This window comes from Frigoriflavimonas asaccharolytica (assembly GCF_013294015.1).
Lineage (GTDB): Bacteria > Bacteroidota > Bacteroidia > Flavobacteriales > Weeksellaceae > Frigoriflavimonas > Frigoriflavimonas asaccharolytica.
Genome location: NZ_JABSNO010000003.1, coordinates 192,193 through 210,669, shown reverse-complemented (window position 1 = coordinate 210,669; position 18,477 = coordinate 192,193). Strand labels below are relative to the sequence as shown.

General features: G+C 30.1%; 11 protein-coding genes. 1 reads left to right on the top strand and 10 read right to left on the bottom strand.

Annotated features, from left to right (window positions below; all coding sequences use genetic code 11):
* Positions 1-493: 493 nt before the first annotated feature.
* From HNQ03_RS03310 to HNQ03_RS03295, 4 genes are all read right to left on the bottom strand, one after another.
* Positions 494-1,150 carry a hypothetical protein gene (locus HNQ03_RS03310; RefSeq protein WP_173778229.1) on the bottom strand — a complete coding sequence of 219 codons (657 nt, stop codon included), beginning with the start codon at positions 1,148-1,150 and terminating at the stop codon, positions 494-496.
* A 134-nt stretch (positions 1,151-1,284) separates the two neighbouring features.
* Complete coding sequence (locus HNQ03_RS03305) at positions 1,285-2,469, bottom strand: hypothetical protein (protein WP_173778228.1); 1,185 nt, start codon at positions 2,467-2,469, stop codon at positions 1,285-1,287.
* A 223-nt stretch (positions 2,470-2,692) separates the two neighbouring features.
* On the bottom strand, positions 2,693-3,913 hold the full coding sequence (locus HNQ03_RS03300; protein ID WP_173778227.1) for a type II toxin-antitoxin system HipA family toxin: 1,221 nt from the start codon (positions 3,911-3,913) through the stop codon (positions 2,693-2,695).
* The gene (locus tag HNQ03_RS03295) at positions 3,910-4,215 is read right to left on the bottom strand and encodes a helix-turn-helix domain-containing protein (protein WP_173778226.1); all 306 of its coding nucleotides are present in this window, start codon (positions 4,213-4,215) and stop codon (positions 3,910-3,912) included. The genes HNQ03_RS03300 and HNQ03_RS03295 overlap by 4 nt, the downstream gene beginning before the upstream one ends.
* A 170-nt stretch (positions 4,216-4,385) precedes the next feature.
* On the opposite strand from HNQ03_RS03295, the gene HNQ03_RS16250 reads away from it, so the two are divergent.
* The gene (locus tag HNQ03_RS16250) at positions 4,386-4,577 is read left to right on the top strand and encodes a tyrosine-type recombinase/integrase (protein WP_173778237.1); all 192 of its coding nucleotides are present in this window, start codon (positions 4,386-4,388) and stop codon (positions 4,575-4,577) included.
* Between the two features lie 171 nt (positions 4,578-4,748).
* Here HNQ03_RS16250 and HNQ03_RS03285 read toward each other — a convergent pair whose 3' ends face one another.
* From HNQ03_RS03285 to HNQ03_RS03260, 6 genes are read right to left on the bottom strand one after another with little or no spacing between them, the layout of a single operon-like run.
* Positions 4,749-6,704, bottom strand: a complete 1,956-nt coding sequence (locus HNQ03_RS03285) for a DUF2779 domain-containing protein (protein WP_173778225.1) — start codon at positions 6,702-6,704, stop codon at positions 4,749-4,751.
* 18 nt (positions 6,705-6,722) lie between these two features.
* Complete coding sequence (locus HNQ03_RS03280; RefSeq protein WP_173778224.1) at positions 6,723-8,489, bottom strand: hypothetical protein; 1,767 nt, start codon at positions 8,487-8,489, stop codon at positions 6,723-6,725.
* Positions 8,479-10,347, bottom strand: a complete 1,869-nt coding sequence (locus HNQ03_RS03275) for a hypothetical protein (protein ID WP_173778223.1) — start codon at positions 10,345-10,347, stop codon at positions 8,479-8,481. The genes HNQ03_RS03280 and HNQ03_RS03275 overlap by 11 nt, the downstream gene beginning before the upstream one ends.
* Before the next feature lie 7 nt (positions 10,348-10,354).
* Entirely contained in the window at positions 10,355-11,143 is a 789-nt protein-coding gene (locus HNQ03_RS03270) for a hypothetical protein (protein WP_173778222.1), read from the bottom strand.
* A 49-nt stretch (positions 11,144-11,192) separates the two neighbouring features.
* On the bottom strand, positions 11,193-14,486 hold the full coding sequence (locus tag HNQ03_RS03265) for a type I restriction endonuclease subunit R (RefSeq protein WP_173778221.1): 3,294 nt from the start codon (positions 14,484-14,486) through the stop codon (positions 11,193-11,195).
* Between the two features lies 1 nt (position 14,487).
* Positions 14,488-18,477 (bottom strand): ATP-dependent DNA helicase, encoded by a 3,990-nt coding sequence (locus tag HNQ03_RS03260; RefSeq protein ID WP_173778220.1) that lies wholly within the window; start codon positions 18,475-18,477, stop codon positions 14,488-14,490.

Genomic DNA, 18,477 nt, shown 5'->3' with positions numbered 1-18,477 from the left:
CTCGATTACTACCTTGGCTTTGAAACTACCATCAAATTTTCTTCTCGTTTTTCTCATGTTTTTTCCGACTATTTAAAGTTAATAATTTCAACTTAAATAGTGGTCCAGTTTTTCAAGGGTATTATATATAATATGATTTTAAATAAAATTTATGTAAAACTTCATCTTGAAAGATAGTGTAGCAAAAGAATTATTAGCGAAAACTAAAAAGGCTGCGGACAAAAAATTCTTTCTATTATGAAGTTATTTACAACTTTAGTGTTATAAAAAAGATGTTTTTAAGTTCGATTTTATGACAAATTAAGCTGTTAATAATTTAACAAGAAGTAATTACATAAAATTTTAGAAAAATAAAAAAGGTGTGGGTATTTTTGTTGGAGTTTTTTTTTAATACAAGTCTTTGGAAACATACCAAATTGAATAATTAAAAAAAATCTTGATAATAGATATTAGCGCCCCTTTATTGGAAGTATTGGATTATCTGTTGTTATGATTAAACTTCATAAGTTATAATACTTAATTCTTTATCTGGATGACTATCGTTTAAATTTTCAAAAATCCCGTGTCTTATTAGTAATATTAAATTTGGACTTATAGTATGTTGTATAATATCATTTAAGTCTCCATTAATTTTTAGTAAAGTTTCTGGAATCGGAAAGTTTCCTAGGGGAGAAAGGAAAAACTCAAAATAAACTCTTTTATCCTTTACATCTTCTGGGAAATTTATTACCAGCGCATTACTATTAGTTTTAGTTAAATTTTCAATTTCTTTATTATAATGTTTAAGTGTTCTACTTAAAACAGTAAAAAATCTAGTAGGTTTAGATATTTCATCTTTTAATGGCCAATTTGTTAGGTTCTTATAGTTAGAACTTCCATCTTTTAAGTTTATTTTGAAATGAACTTGACCATCTTCATGATATGAGTATTTTCCAGAGTTCTTTACTAATTTATTAAAATCTTCTGGAACTTGAATAGATAATTTTTCTGCTTTGTTAAAAGATGTTGATGTTTTTTCAGAATAATTTGCTTGGTATGCAGAACCCCAATAAAAATCATCATCTTTCATTTCAAACCAATAAAATTTGTAGAAAATTTCTTTTCCAAATGTAAATAATAATCTAATTCTTATTTGTGTTGGTATTTCCATAATTGCTGAAAAGATTGGGTATTTCTGTTGGCGGGGACTTTATATAATAAGTCTTTGTAAATATAACAAATTAAACAATTAGCGAAAATCTTGATGTTAGGAACTTCAGGCATGCTAATAGAAATACCGTGTTATTATGTGTCGGTTTTTTTAACTTCCTCCTTTAAATTGTCTATAAATATTTTAGGATTCTTTCCAGCAAATATTCCTTCAGTTGTAAATTCTTCTAATAAACTTAATCCGTAATCGATACCTAAATTTACAAGTGGAGTAGCAGACGCACCTACAACTGTTCCAAGTGGACCAGCAATTAAAGTTCCTAATCCTGTTGATGCTCCAAAAAGAACTGTGTTCTTAATAATTTTTCCTTTTGCAGTATTAAAAAATGATTTTGCTTCTTTAATCTCTGCAAGATATGCTTCTGTTACTTCTGCGGAATTTTCATTTTCTCCAACTTCATTTATCCATTTTCGAAAGAATTTTGCAGTTTTAAGATGTCTTAATTTAAAAATATCAGAGATGTCAAAATTATTTTGTAAAAATATCTGTTGTAAATCAGGAGTATTCTCTATACTTAGTATTTCTGCTGTATTCTCACTGATTTTAAATGCCTTTCCAATATTACTGTATATATTTTGAGCTATCTCAAAACTCCCATAATTTTCATAGCTTTTAAATGAATTTTTGGAGATTATTCCCATTTCGAGAATTGAATGAGCTAAAGATTGCAATTTTTTTCTTTCCTCTAAATTTAATTGTTCAGGTTCTTTCTCGTAAGGAAGATTTAGATATTCTAGTAGATTTGATTTATATGAATTTATCACCAATTGTGTCGTGTCAACTCCTAAATCCATGTTATCAGTCCTTAAATAATGCGGTGATATTACTTTAGTTAATTGACGAATTCTTTTTTTGTCCAATCTGAATGGTAAAAGCCCTTGATATATATTCTTTTCGAGATCCAAATCCGCATCTGATAAAGTTCCTCCAACAATTGGTGGTTGTTCATATATAACACTTTCATCAATGGTTCCATTTTCTAATTGTCTACCTGTTCCAGAAACTATTATTGCAGATTTTATTGATAATTTAATATAGCCAGCTCTAAAAAGTCTTTCAACTATATCAATCCCTATTTTTTTAATCAAAAAATATAAAGTAAAATTATTTCTGTCAGTGCTAATAACTACATAATCAAACAATAACAATTGTTCGAAAAATGTTGCAAGCAAATGATCTTCTTCTTGTTTAGAAAATTTGGGAATTGTTCCAAGAATAGAAGAGTTATTTATTTGGTTATTGTAAACTATATTTTTCATTTAGCGAGGTTGTAGTTAAAAAGACACATAACTTGTATATATGTATGAAAAGCATCATAATTAATTTCATTGCTAAAATAACTAAATTTCCTCCCATAAAAAATAAAATATACTTCGCGAAGATTGAATAGTACACCAACAAAAGAAATTAAAATGCAAAACAATGTAGTGACTTATAGATTTTCAATAAATGCTTTTGACAAAATTTTGCAATCTTTAAAAACTACAATTTAGTTATGACATTGTTTATGAGTTCAATATTCGATTTAGTAATTCCATATTCACCAGCCAAATATTTCCATTTACTTAAAGAAATCCTCGTTTGTTCAATAATTTGTTCAATCAATTCTTTTGAAATTTTGGCTTCTAAACCTAATTTTACGAGATGCTTAACTGTGATGTTTCTTCCCTCTCCCATCACCATTGTACTTTGCTCTCCTCCTGGACCATTAGAAAATGTTAAATCATAAGCAGGTGATAATTTCCACTCGCCGAATTCATTCATCAAAAAACTAAAATTCTTGGCATGGTCATCTCTATTATGTGCCATCACATTAAAAACTGCTAAACGATACATTTTTTCTACTTCCCGAAAGTCTTTTGTTAATGACATTGTTAATGAAAGTAAGTCCTCATAATCAATGGACGGTAATCTAAAATTACTATGTATTAAACCACTAACTGTGTGCATGTGTAATCTTTTGTCTCCATCTCTATCAAAAAGTTTTACACCAAAAAAGCCATTCCCTTTTTTCGATGAAAATAAGTGCATATCGGGAAAATTTAACCCTGCTTCTTTCGCCATCAAAGCATAAACATATTCTATTGCTCCGGAATCTGTACCATCTTGCGAATTAGGAAATTTTACAAGCGAATGTTCAAAACCATCACTAAGTTGATTTACGCCATAAGAAATATTTTTCCTTTCTTTATCTACGCCAATTAAAGCTTTTGGTCTTGCTCCTGCAGAAGATCCATTCAATGCTAAAAGTTTTGAAATTATTTCTCCTGAAGCACCCTCCAAAATTTTTTCCGTTTGTGTAGCTAAATGATCTAAATCAATTAATTCTTGAATTATTGGCGGACTACTATCTGGCTCATAAACCAACGCTCCCATTCCATTTAATCCAACATAAGCCAAACGATCAAGTGAGGAAATTTCTGAAGGTGAAATTCCTTTTGAACGCATCATTCTATCAAACAATAACCTTCCCCAACCATCGGGTAAACTATCGCTAAAAACTCCTGCTAATCCATCAAAGGGATCGGATGGTAGTTCCACAATACCATTTCTTAATGGAAGTCTAAACGGAGAAATTTCAACGCCATTCTGAACAAACTCTTCATCGTATTCAAAATAGATGATGCCATTTCTCTCCGCCAAACGTCCCACAGATTGTATCTCTGAACCAAAATTTAATCCAACTTTTATTTCTGTAATCATCTTTTGCTACCTCTTTTTCTTGTGATTTCATTTTCTACTTTTAGTACATCATCAATTGATTTAAAATTGGGCTTTATTGGTTTCAAAACGTTCATCATTTCCTCTAAACCTCCTACTACAGAAAGTATTTTTAAAAAAGAATCTAAAGAAATTAGACCTTTCTGCTCAAATTTCCTCAATGTAGATAATGGAACTCCCGATCTTTCTGACAATCCTTCTTGTGTAAGCTCCATCAATAATCGCCGTTCACGAATATTTTGAACCAATTGTTTCTGTGCTTTTGCTAAAGAAATAAATACCATTATAGTAGTAATTAATAAGATAAATAGTTGATAATTAACATTAATGTATTACAAATATACAAAATCTAAGGGTATTTTAAGAGAAAACATTAATAAGAGTTCAACATATAAAAATCTGCTACTTATTTAAGAGATTTTGTAAATCCTAATTTGAAGATTATAATGAATAAATTAAATATCACAAAAAAAACACTTATTACTGCGCAAGACACTCTTTTGCAACCGCATTAAAATTCAACAATGTTTCCATAGATATTATTCAAGAAGCACTTGGGCATAAGGATATTCAATCTACGATGTCTTATCTAAATACTTTGCCACAAACTATACTTGATAAAATTATAGAGGATGTTTTGGTTTAGAGAAATGCTTTTATTCTTTTCAAAAGCAAACTATTTTCATTCTTTACAAATGAAATTTTCTAATTTTCAGATGTGTTTTTTTTCGGCTCATGAATTATAAAACTATGAGCCAATTAATATTTTTAATCGGCTCACGGAATAATATTTTAAAAAAAATATCTCAAATAAATTCTAAAAATCATATCTCAAATGCTCATAAAGCATTACCATTGCAAGTGTATCAAGTTCACAATATTTTAAAAGTGATTTTCTGAGTTCGCTTCTTTCGTCATGAGACATATCTGTAAATTGCAGTTTAGAATAAGCAGTTAATGCAGCACCACCATCAGCAATGGTGTCTATATCTGAAATTGTTTCTTCAATTTTTTCTAAATCCCATTCAGCAAAAAGCTTTGGTAAAAGTTGGTAAGGATTAATAACTTTATCATTCTCAAAATGTAACCAAATATGATCATTATTGAAATTTTTACTCGTAATCTGGATTTCAGATAGAGGTTTGCTGTATTTTTCTTTAAGAAATTCACTCGTATTTAGAATTGCCGGCAAAACATATTTCAACGAATTTGATCCGTTTGTAAGTGGATTATAGTAGTAATGTAAGATAATTTTACGGAGATCTACCATATCTCTTCCTCCTATCCAAGTTTCAGTAGAATTTTTTGACGAATGACTTATCGATTTTAAAAACAGGATAAGTTCTTCATCTTCAAAATTAGGACTATCATTCATCTGTTTTATAATCGCATTCACAATCGTGTTTTCATGATCAGCAAATCTGAAAATTGTTCCTTCATCATTTTGCAGTGCTTCCTTTAATGCCTTTGCAAATTTGAAATTAGGAAATTCACCAGGAATATCATTTATAAACTCCGTTTTATGTTCAACTTTACCATTTTCGTAAAGTATGTGGTGAGAAAACTGAAATGCGACTTGCTCATAAGGTTTTCTTCCTTTGGTAAAAGGAATTGCAACGGTACTAGTTTCAAAATCTATAAAATGAAGTGGAAATTTCCACGAGTTCATTTCGGCTTTTAAATCATCAACTAAAACATAAGGTTTAAAATCCTTTGCAACTGCTTTTTCTACTTGTAGCATTTGCCTTTCTGTCCGTGATATTTTTCCTGCTTCGGGTTTTAATTTTAAATCTTCGGCAGTTAAATCTTCCATTAAAATTTTCCCACTATCTAATAATTTCCCATCTCTACAATCCCAAATTTCTAAAACACTAGGTTTTTCAAATTCATTTTCAGTCCACCCAAATTGCTTTGTAAAACAATGTTTAAACCCTGAAAGAAAACCACTTTCTTCTTCCAAAGCAGTAGTTTTAAATTCACATGCTTTGCAAGCGCTATGGTTACAGGGATAATTGGCATAAGTATCTTCAATCCAATAGTTTTGTAATAAATCCACTGTTTCTGGAAAAGATAAACCATCAAAATAGGGATAAGAACCATTTAATATTGCATTGATAATGTCATCAACATTCACTTCACAAAGAACAGATTCCCCAATTTCATCTGCGTTTTCAATTTTCAAATCAATTTCTTTTCTTGGATCTGTATCTTTTCGGATTCTAAACTTTTGATTAAGACCATCAACAGTTGCCTTTTTTGTTTTATCAGCCAACATCAAGTACGCAGTAAATTCAAGTTCTGGGAATGCTTTTTGCGCTACATATTTTTGAAATGCCAAATCAAAAAGATATGGTTTCCATGCAGCAACCATTACACCTCTTACACCTATAAAAGAGTTCGGTTCATTGGGATCAAAAGATTTAGATTTCACTTCAATGAGTTTTACCTTGGATCCATTTTTCTCTACAATATCAGATCTTACAAATAAATTTTCTGTCGCAAAAGCAGCTTCATACAAGCATGTACTATTTTCTTCCATTGCTGTTTTGGTAATTGAAACAGCTTTGTCATATTCATAGTTTTCAGCATCTACAAAAATACCTTTGGGATATTGAAGTCTTGCGAGAGCTTCCACTTGAAAACCACCTTGTGCCAAAGCTTCTAAAAATGAATCTTCAATTTTTTTATTGGCATATTCCGCTTTACCAGTAAAGTAAAGTTTATTTGGACATTGTAAGCCTAATTTGAAGCGGGATTTTGTGAGTGGTTTCATTTTATTTTCATTTTTTCTCTACATATTACGCTCAATATAATTTTTCCAAGTATCAGGAAAATAAGGTGTGTGAAAATAAATATGAGCGAAATCCTTCATCAATGGATATCCAGAATTAGTTGTTCTATAAACATACTCAAATTCATCTTTAGTTAATAAAATCTTTTCTTTAAAGGCAGAAAAACTCAATTTTTTCCTTTCGTTTAAATTATTATAATCAATTTGCTGCAGTTCAAGATCGCGCTGGTAACCTTCATTAAAATGAGATTTAGAAAATAACTGCTCTTCAAAATCATTTTCCAGATCTTCTATCAAATGATGGGAAGTTGAATTAATCCCAAAATGAGGTACAAAATAACCTAAATCAATTTTGTATTCTGAAACAAATTCTCTCAATTGATAATATTCCGCTTTTAAATCTAAAATTGCGACATATATAAAAAGCATTGAAAGTAATGGTGATGTTGAATCTGAATAGAAGACTGGTTTTGTCCCTGTCATTCTAAATTTGATGACATTTTCCATACTATTATTCGCATCAGGTAAGAAATTATTGTTTATTTTCCTCGTTTTTATTTTATGAATAACGGCTTTCATATATGATTTGGCACTATCAATGTCGCCTAATTCTAAAAATAAATTAATGATGGAAATTATAACATTTGAATGATAATCGATCAAGGGTTTCATACAAACCTTATTATTATTTATAATATCAACTAACATTAATCTTGCATTTTCTCTGTCATTTCTAGAAGTATTATTTATCAGCCAATAATTGATGAAAATAGTATAAAACTCTAAAAATTCGAATGCTCTAAAATTATACCCCATCTCTTCATACATTCCAGCGTTTTCATAATATATTCCATCTTTCTTCAAAGCAATCGGTAAGGTTTTTTCGAAGTAGGATTGCATTACTTCATCAAAATAAAATTGATATACTTGATCAAAATATTTAATAACAGACTTATCCTTCTCTAAATTATTCTTAAGAATCCAATGCCACATCTTGATTAACAAACACAAAATATACTTTTTTGCAATGTTTAAATTATTATATCCATTTGACTCTGTGAATATTATAAATGAGATTAATTTCAAAGTTTCAAACAACATTTGGTTGTGCCTATTTGGTCTTAATTTCGCCCCTTTAAATTGAAATTTAGATAGCAGATTTTCTAATATTTCATGAAATTCTTTGGAAACATTTTCATCAGCATCGAGGTTGATTAAAGTTTTATTAAATAGTCTTACATTATAAGTATCAACAAGTAAATAAGCGTTAAAAAGTTTTTCAGTAAATAGTTTTGTAAGTATAGAAATGTCCCACCTCTCAAATGAGGTATTTTCTAGTGATTTTTGAAGATTAATAAACATTCCTTCTAATGTACTTTGAATCTTTCCTTCAATAGTTCCATTATGGACTATAACAACTTTTAATGGAAGTTTTTCAAACTGGGGATATGCTGACAGGAAAGGATTATAACTTGCTTGTGCAAGAGAGTCTTGTATCCCATCTTTTCCATAAAATTTATTTTCAGTAATGTCTCTATCAGCACCACCTTTTAATTCAAAATAAAACCTTTTTTTAATTCCGTCTTCTGCATCAATTCCGATAGCCACAATGTCTTTTCCATATTCCTTTAGACCCAGATTTTCAGTAGGTTTAGTTAGAATTTCAAATCCTTGTGCTTCCAGCAGAATCGGAAAAATTTTATTGAGTTCATCTTTCTCTGTCAAAGATTCCAAATATTCTTTAACGATCAAATTTCTAATCTCCATGCTCAAAATTATTTAGTAAATTTTCAAAAGCTTCAGGATCTTTGTAAGCTCTTTTATCTATCATAGCGCTGATACTAACTTTCCCTAATGGACTAATTTCATTATCCCCAAACTTCCAAGAATTTCCCCTCACAATTATTTTCGTAGTAGCTAATTCATTAAAAATAGAACCTGTATTAGCATCTTTTCTGGCTTTTGATTGACTTTCATTTTGCAACCCATAATATAGATTCATCAGTTCCTTTTCATTAAAATAGGGATTAAATTCATTGATTTCTTCTCTTTCTTTTTTATCATCTAAATATTCATCGAGAGCTGCTTCAATTCTAGTAATAAATTGCTTGTCTGTTTTTGTGTTTGAAACTTGAGAAGTAATTAATTCAAAAAGAACTTTACCATAAGCTTCTTTTATTAAAATAGATAATTGAGCAACAAGATGATTTTTTATTTGTTTTGATCTTGATTTTCTCAACGGTAAAAGTAAAGGTAAAAGCCTTTCAAAAAAGATTGGATGTTTACAAAACCCATCAATTGCATTAAGTTGTTGATTTTCTGTAGCCTTCGTTAAATCAATTGGAATAGGTTCCAAATAACCCGTCATTATTACTTGAGCGCCCAGTAAACTATACCTCCGATTAGTAAATAAATCGAATATACATTGTTGTGTTAGGTTCTGATTTATATTCCAAAAATTCCCTATTGCATTTTCAAATAGGTTTAAGGACGCTCTCCATCCACCAGTTGAATGCATTAACTTCAATAAATGAAATAGGTATTTGGGATCTTCAATTTGGTAAAAAAAATCTTTTATTACTTGTAGATTTTTTGTTTTAGTTAAATAAAGGTGGAGCAGCTTATATTTCTCTTCATCGCAGTTTTTTAAGCTGTAATTTATATTGTGGAAAACTGCACTTAAATTATTTTCTTCAGAAGTTTCTATTAAATTTTCTAAAATTTCGAAGTATTTTGTTTTTATACTGTTGGGAATATGAAAATTACTTATTAAATTACAGAGATAGTAACTATACTCTCCAATCATATTATCTGCAACTGTTATTGTTCCTATAGCTTTATCAATTTCAATAATTTCTTTTTCAGATTTATATTTTAAACGCCCAAATATAAATAAGGCAATCGACGGTTCTTCTGAAATTAACTTTATTGATTCAGTAAAAGCAAAATCGAATTCTACATCTATAAAGCCATATAATAATTTTGGTAAAAAAAAATGTTTTATTTTAGAGTCTTCTTTTAAAACATCATAAAATAAACTTTTTGAAAGTTCAGCATTATCTTTGGGTAAATTTCTAACAAAAGATTCTGCTTCATGATGCCTGTTCGGATCATCTGCAATGCTCAAAATATATTTTTTAAGATCTGCGAGCGAATCTGCTTTTGAAATAAATTCTAAAAAAGCTTGTTCAAAATGAATATGGAAAGTAGATCTTTTTTTTTCTTTGCCTAATGAACTATAATACTTTTTTAAATCTTGCCCCTGAGAATCAAGTAAATGAAATATATACGAAAGTAAACAGGTAGCAACTTGTCTTGCGCTTGTCCATATATAATTTCCATTATAAAATTGAATCTTTTCAAAAAATTCATCTACAAATAAATGTGCATCATCAATATCATTTGGAAGTTTCTTCTTTAAAATTTGTTCGGAATATATCAATAACCGCTCATTGAAAAGTTTTGAATTCAAATTAATTTCAAATATTTCCAGTGTGCTATTTACAATTTTATAAACTACGCCGGAATCAATCAATCCTTTTGTAATAAGAGAATTTGTACTTCCATATTGTGTTTTTGTATTTCTAATACAATCTTCAATAAGCATGTCTATATCGTCCTTCATCTTTTACTTATGTGTTTTTTGGTCTATATTTTCCATCTAATCTGCTTCTTTCAATTGACGAAGAAAGACCAATATCAGGTAAGAAATTTTTCAATAAACTTTCCACCAATATTTTATTTTCTTCTGAACAATTGGGATATAATTTTACTTTAATATTTTTCAAAGCTTCGTCCGAAATTTCAACATCTAAAAATTGTGGTAATTTAAAAACATCTTCATATTTCACTACTGCTTGAATGTAATATCTAATTTCATTCTGAAAACTCCAGTATGAATCTTTAAATTTAATTGGCGCTGCTTGGTGAATCATTTTAATTTCATTACCATCTTCAGAATTATTCCAATAACTTTCCTTTAATTTTACATAATCTTCAGAATAAATAACTTTTGTTAAAAGACCATCTTGCTCATCAAGTGGTGGAACAAAAGTATAACCTTTCTCCACGTTAAAATATTCTTTAAATGGCAGAATTAAAAACATATTTTTAAGAAACTGATCGTCCGGAACAGGAAAACTGTACATAACTTTATCTGTTCCCGCAATTGGAATCGGGTGCTTTTTATACCACTTCGCTGGAAACTCTATCCGTACTCCTTCACTCGCATACATTGCCCATTGAGGTATATTTTCTCTTTCTTCATGAACCCAACAAGATAGAAAGTACCTTTTTTGTAATAGTTCTGGTAAACCTTCGGTTTCTGTTTGATCATCTAAAAGATCAAATCTTGTGAATCTTATCTTACGATTCTTCAATATTAATCCAAGAGTTTTAATACTTGTGTAGTGGTAAACCATAAATATATTTGTAAATTTTGATGATCCTTTATTTCAATCGGAAAAAGCATTAATAAGCAAACCCTCTCCCCATTTGTGCTAATTCATAAAAATGCTGAAACGTTACATCTACTTTCTGGGAAAACACCAATCTGTCATAAGAAGCTTCTGGTAAAGACTTACTTAACAAGTTTTGAATTTCCCATCTTACTTTTTCTTGCGTTGCTTTTTCCTTATGCCATTCTTGAATCAGTATTTTGTTATTAGCATCATATAATTTTTTCAACAGAGATTTCGCTGCTAAACGAACAGATTTTTCTTCTTCTTTCGTTAGCTTTTCTTTTTTTAATAAATCAAAAAGTTCCTGCTCTTCTTCGGTCATTTCATTTTTAGCAGCTCGATATTGCTCTTTACTCAGCGCTTCGGCTTGCTTTAGTAAATCTTCGTAAGCTTCTTCTATAGATAGACTGCCAGAATTATAATCATCTATTATTTTCTGAAAATTGGCTAAAAATGATCCTCTCGTTTTGTTTTGAGCCATCATTTGACTTAATTTTATTTCAAGCAACTCTCTTAAATCTGCAAACTGAATATTTTTGTGTTTTCTTTCTGGAAATTCATTTCTCAGCGATTCAAAATTCAATTTACTCAAATCAATTTGCTTGGAAGTATCTATAAAATATTCCGCTTTTGGCTCCTGCAGATCTCCTTTTCCGATAATGCTTGTATCCAATAAATTTTCTATTTTTTTCTTAGCTCGTTCGATGGCTTCATCTTGATTTACATTTCTATCAACTACATCCCGTAAATATTGCAAAACATCTCTATCCTTTTTTACTTTTGGAAAATCATAGACTTCGGGTTTAGCAGAATCATAAAGTGAAACGATGGTGTTTACAAATAAACCTAACTGTTTCTTATGTTCATCTTTAGCCAAAATCAAATTGGCAAATTCTTGAAACAATTCAATTTCTTTAAATCCTCTTTCACCTATGGATAAAATCTCATCTACATCTGCGCCTAATTCTTTACAAAATACTTTGGCTTCTACAATTGCTTGTTCCAATAAAGATAATAATTCTGTAAACTCTTTTACAGGGAATTCGTCTTCTCCGTCATCATCATTATTTTTACCTTTTGTTCCCTCTGCATAAGCTGCTAAAGCTTTTTTCAAATTTCTAAAAACTCCAAAATAATCGATAACCAAACCGTTTTTCTTTCCTTCAATTACACGATTTGCTCTTGCAATGGTTTGCATTAAAGTATGATTTTGCAATGGTTTATCTAAGTAAAGGGTGGAAACTGAAGGTGCATCAAAACCTGTCATCCACATTGCTGTTACAAAAACGATACGATAAGGGTTGTTAGGATCCTTAAAATAATCTTCAATATTTCGACCATCTTCATCTGGATGATCCATTAAAGCACGATGAGGAATAATATTTAAACCTTCTTTCTCAAATTTTTCTCTTTCCTCTTTATCACTTCCTTCTTGGCTTATTACAACCGCCATTTTAGTTTCATTGATGAACTTTATTGCGTTCTCATATCTTGCTTTTATTTCAGAATTGGTTTCGGTGGCAATTTTTTTCCGAAGTTCTTTTATTTCTTTTTTCAGATGAAATTGAACTTTATCAAACATCCTAACTGCCGTGAACTTGTCAATGCTTATCACCATTGCTTTCATAGGTCGGCGATTTCCTTCATCATCCACAACATCCAAACGATATGGAAAATGCTTTACTATATGCTCCGCAATTTCTTCTAATCGATCATCTCTTCTTACTACGTTCATTAACGTAGAAAATTCTTTATCTAATTTGGTTCTTTGCTCTTCAGAAAGATTTTCATCTTCCAAAATTTCAGCGGCTTCTCCTACCAAATCTGGGTTTATTTGCTCAACTCTTGGTACACTTTTTTTATAGAAAATCGGTACTGTTGCGCCATCTTCAATACTTTGTGCAAAATTGTATTCCGAAATATAAGTGCCAAACCAATCCTTTGTCAATTCACTTTTCAACAAAGGTGTTCCTGTGAAAGCAATGTATTGAGCATTTGGCAAAGCAATACGCATATTCTCTGCTAACCCTTTGTACTGCGTTCTGTGCGCTTCATCTACAATCACGATCCAATCTTTTCTATCGGTTAATTGTGGATAATTTTTTCCTTTTTCTATACCGAATTTAAAAATCAAAGTGAAAATATACGCTCGGTTAGATTGCAAATATTCTCGAAGCTTTACTTTATCTTTCGGTCTGAAATAATTTTCTTTTTGATCTTTAGTTTCTACAATCGCTTCTGTTTCCAGAAAATTTCTGTAAATCTGACTATCCAAATCTTTTCTATCCGTTATCACTAAAAACGACCAATTACCAACTACCTTTCTCTGTATTTTTTTGGAAAAGAAAATCATAGAATACGATTTTCCTGAACCTTGTGTGTGCCAAAATATTCCTAACTTCCCCAGGTTATTTTCTTTGTTTTGCAAAGCCAAAATTGCATTATTAACGCCTAAGTATTGGTGGTTTTTTGCAATAATTTTCACTTTGCTTTTGTGAAACAATACAAAATTTTCAAAATAATCGATGATGTTATCTTTTTTGCAAAGTCCTTCACCAAAGATTTTTAAACTTAAATGTTCGCCTGTCCTTTGGCTCTCTAATTCTATTTCATCTTTGCTTGGTTGCTCATGAGTGATTGCGGTATCAGTCAATTTAAGCCAAGAGAAAAAATGATCCCAAGGTGCATTAAAACTACCAACTCTGGTTTGGATTCCGTTGGAAATACAAACAAATAAATTATACCAAAACAGTTGTGGAATATCTCTTTTATAATCTTTCAAATTTTTATCAAAACCAACTTTTACTTTTTCGGTGGCATTTTTTAATTCAATCATTGCCAATGGCAAACCGTTGATATAGAGTAATAAATCCGGTCTTCTGGTGATGTTTTGGGTTTCTTGATATTCTATACTTAGTTGTGAAACCACAAGAAAATCATTGTTTTTTTTATTATCAAAATCGAAAACTTTTACATAATCGTTTTCTTCCCTGCCCAAATCATTTTTATACTGAACTTGAATACCGTTTTTTACGAGTTCGTAGATTTCTTTATTTGCCATAATTGGCGTAAGAGTCGCTCTACTTTTGGTTAATTCATAAATAGCGTGATCGATGCAATCTTGGGGTAAATGTTTGTTTAAATTTTGCAAAGCAGTTTTCAATCTATCTACTAAAACCACATCTTTAAGCGTGACTCTGCCGATGAGTTTTTTTTCCCAAGCGTTTATATGCGTGTATCCTAACTTCTCTGTAAAGAAATTAATATCTGCGAGTTCTATGTGTGATTCTTGTAGATATGCCATTTTATCTTAGGTAATAATGATGATTAGAATATTGATTGTGTTTATCTTCTGTTGTTACATTATCTGAAACAATCAAGTCAATTAATTCCTCAATTTTGCTTGGATTAATGCCATTTGTTTCATCTGTTGTTAAAATCTGATCCCAGATTCCTGCAGCTTGATATGTTTTCTTTTTTAAATTTTGCCAAGTCCATTCGTATTTACTTTGACCGAGCAAACCTAAATGCTCCCAATACCATTGTTTATTTCCTGCGTAAATAGTAAAATCTGTTTTTATATTTACTTCTTTACCATTAATTATAGGTTTACATTCGTAAGAAAAATTAAAATTATCAATACCTAATTCATCTCTTTTTTTCAAAAGTAAATGATAGATTAATAGTTCAACTCTCGATTCTACATAAACATTGGGTTCAGGTTCTAAATTATAAAATCTAAATGGTTTATCTAACATTAAACTTGTCCATCTCGAGCCAGATTTTGATCTACTTTGTGCGATTTCCAGAACGGTATTAATCTTTTCATCATTGGTTTGAAGAAATAAGGTAATTGTCTTCTTTGTTCTTGTCAATGCGGTATAAACCAATTCTTTCGATAACAGACCAAAACGTGCAGGCAATACTAAAAACAAATGATTAAAACCACTACCTTGAGATTTGTGAATTGATATTGCATAAGCTAATTCAAATGCTTCTTTTTCATTTGCTCGAATATTGTAGAATGAGATATTTGCCACTCCATCACTATTTTCATAATAAAATGATTCATTTTTTTTATTATTAATAAAACCCATTGTACCATTTGAAAGCACCAATTCTTTTTTATCGTAATAATTTTGGGTTCTGATTAATTTATCTGCTTTTTTGTATTGTCCTTTACTGAATTCTAATTTAATATCTTTTTTAAATATTCTCTGTATGTAATCATTGATTTTACTGGTTCCTGAAAATTGTCCATTGTATGGACTAAGGATTTGAAAATTTTCAATATTAAAATTATTTATATCTAACTCGCCTTTTTCATCTAACCCAAGTATTGAATTTAGTTTTTCGGCATTTGTACCTTCTAAATTTTCTTCACTTGTAAGTCTATTAAATTCTTTTTCAATTTGATTGTAGAGTTCTTCTTTAGTTGTCCAATAATTTGCATGGAATCCTTCTGAAATATTGGCTTCTTTATTTTTGAACTTTGCAAGTAAATTAGGATCAAATTCACCACCTTGTTTAAAAGCCGATGCTAATTTTAGAACTTCATTTTCTTTTAATTCAGACCTGCAATTTGACTCTAATTCAATGTAATTATCATGGTATTTATTTTGAGTCCTTAAATAACTAATACAATCTGCTAATAATCTACCATAACCAATTGCTGGTAATTGATTAGGATCGCCTATTAAAATCAGTCGTTTGAAAGACGGTTCTTTAAAATTAAATATATTTAATAGTTTTTCAAATTTTAATAAATCTACCATTGAAGTTTCATCGATAATTACATTTTTGTAGTCTTTTAATTCTGAAACTTTAATTTTTTTATTCTTGACATCGCTTATAAACTTGTCAATAGTAGAAGCAGTGATGTTTTTATGATCGGCATCATTGTTTAATCTTAATGCTGCTTTTCCAGTTGGTGCAAGCAACAAATATTTTTGATTTTCATTTTCTTCTAAATGGCTTATAATTTTTAAAATCTCATAAGATTTACCACTTCCTGCGCTACCGGAAATGATAAAGAATCTCTTTTTAAATACATTTTTAAATAATTTTTGTCTCTCAGATTTGAATAACTCTTCCTCAAAACTATTTCCTATTATTTCCTTCAGCTTATCAACTGAATTTTTAATATAATCATCAACCTTTGGAAATTGTTCCTTATTATCATTTGCTCTAAGCAAGGTCTTAAGTTTCTCTTCTATGTTTTTCTCAGCATTATAAACTTTTGACAAGTAAAAATAGGTGGTCTCATTTGCTTCAACCAAAACTATTTTTTTAGAATCATCGTGAAAATGATTAGATAAGTCTGAATTTACTGGATGAAATAGATCTTCAGGAAATTGATAATCATTCCCTAATTCATAATACAATGGATAAGATTTAATTGCATTTTGCAAGTTTTTAGCATCTGTAAAGCAATCTCCAGAATTTTCAAGCGTATTCAAATGTCTTAAAACAACAGCTCTAATTCTTCGCTTATCGCTAAAACTCATTGTTCTCTGCAATTCAATTCTTTGTTTAAATTGTGTATGCGGAAAAAATGCAATATCAATCTTAAATAGATCAATTGGCGCATCTAATTCCTCACCATATACATCATCGTGAGAATCTTGCCAATATTCATAATCTTCGTAAAGTAAATAAGGATTTGCAATAATATCAATCAACTTTGTTGAACTTTTTACATCGTCATCAAAATTTCTAATCCATTTATCAGGTAATTTTAATTTTCCAGAAAGCACCCTTGAGAATTGAAACGGTTTCAGGTTAAGCATAGACAACGTAAGGAATTGCTTAATACTAATATGTCGTTGTTCTAATCTATCTTTTAATTCATTAATTGATTTAGAATATCTTTTAAAGTTTACATTGCTATTAACATCAAGAATTATTTTTTCTAACTCAATATCTGGTTCTTCAGTATCTTCTTTAAAATCATTGTAAAATCCATCTAACTCAAATATTGGTTCTTGTTCTTTATTCAGCAGTACTCTTGACAAACTGGCAAATCCCGGAAAATATGATCTGGAAGACCATGCAAATTCTAATAAATTATCAATTTTTTCTATTTTTTCCAGCATTTCTGCTCGCGCAACAACGCCATCATCTTTACAAGTCAATAATGCTTTTCGCATCTTTGTCAATATATAGATGGCTTCATCATCACCAATATCCATTGCAACATACTTAAAACACCATTCTAATTCTGGTTCTGTTATCGCAACTTTTATGTTATCAAGAAAAGTATCTTTTGCTTCGTCGTCTAATTTATCTGCTTCTTCCAAGTATTCATGGTATGGCATTCTAATGGAAGTATAATCATCAAAAGAGAAACGCATTGCCCAATTCATACTTGGGAAATTTCTGTATTTAAAATTACTTTGCGGTCTTTTTTTTATCTCTTCTATTACTTCTTCTGGACCAAAATGTTTAATCTCTGATGCTTTTTCCTTACTGTCTATAATTCCTGCACCAACCACCAAATATTGCTGCTCTTCTTCTGTAATTGGGTTGCTAAATTTAGCATACATAAATGCAATACTCTTGCCTTCATGTAGTTTTGCATTGAATCTTGGGATTCTAACTTCTTCCAAATTTTTTGGATATGCACCACTTTCTGTTTGTTCTTTTTTAGTTCTGGTAAATGAAACAGAAAATGGCCAACTCAACATCGAATTTTTTGGCAACTCTTCTTCTATCAATGCGAGATTCGATGCAGCAGGATTATCATGTTTCACTTTTACAGCTTCGCTTCCAAATAAATTAATTGACCAAAAACAAGGCGGCAAATAATCTATTTCGCTCAATTTTCTCCCTTTATTAGCAATTTCTTCTGCCATGTGTTCATCCTTCCTTTTTCTTATACGTTCAGAAAGTAAAGAATGAAAACCATTACAAAAAGTATTGTTTTCTGGATTATTGCAAATACTTCCGTTCCATTTGTTATCATGCCATGCTACACGAAAAGTGGCGTGAGAAACTGGCATATTGAAAGTATCGCTCTCAAAAAGTTCAATGGCTTTTTCATTTTTTTCATCATCATCGGACATAGAATCTAATTGATCGACAATGTTTAACGCCCATTTTATCAATCTGTCGTTAAAATATTTTGAAAGCCCTGCTTTTTTACGAGCATCCATCAAGACACCAACACTTTTATATTCTATTTTCTTTTCTTTGGCTAATACAATATAATCATCCCATTCTTCAGCAGAAAAATCGTCAAAGTTTAAACGCATAGTATCCAAATCGTAGGGATTATTTAAGTTGTAATTTGCCAT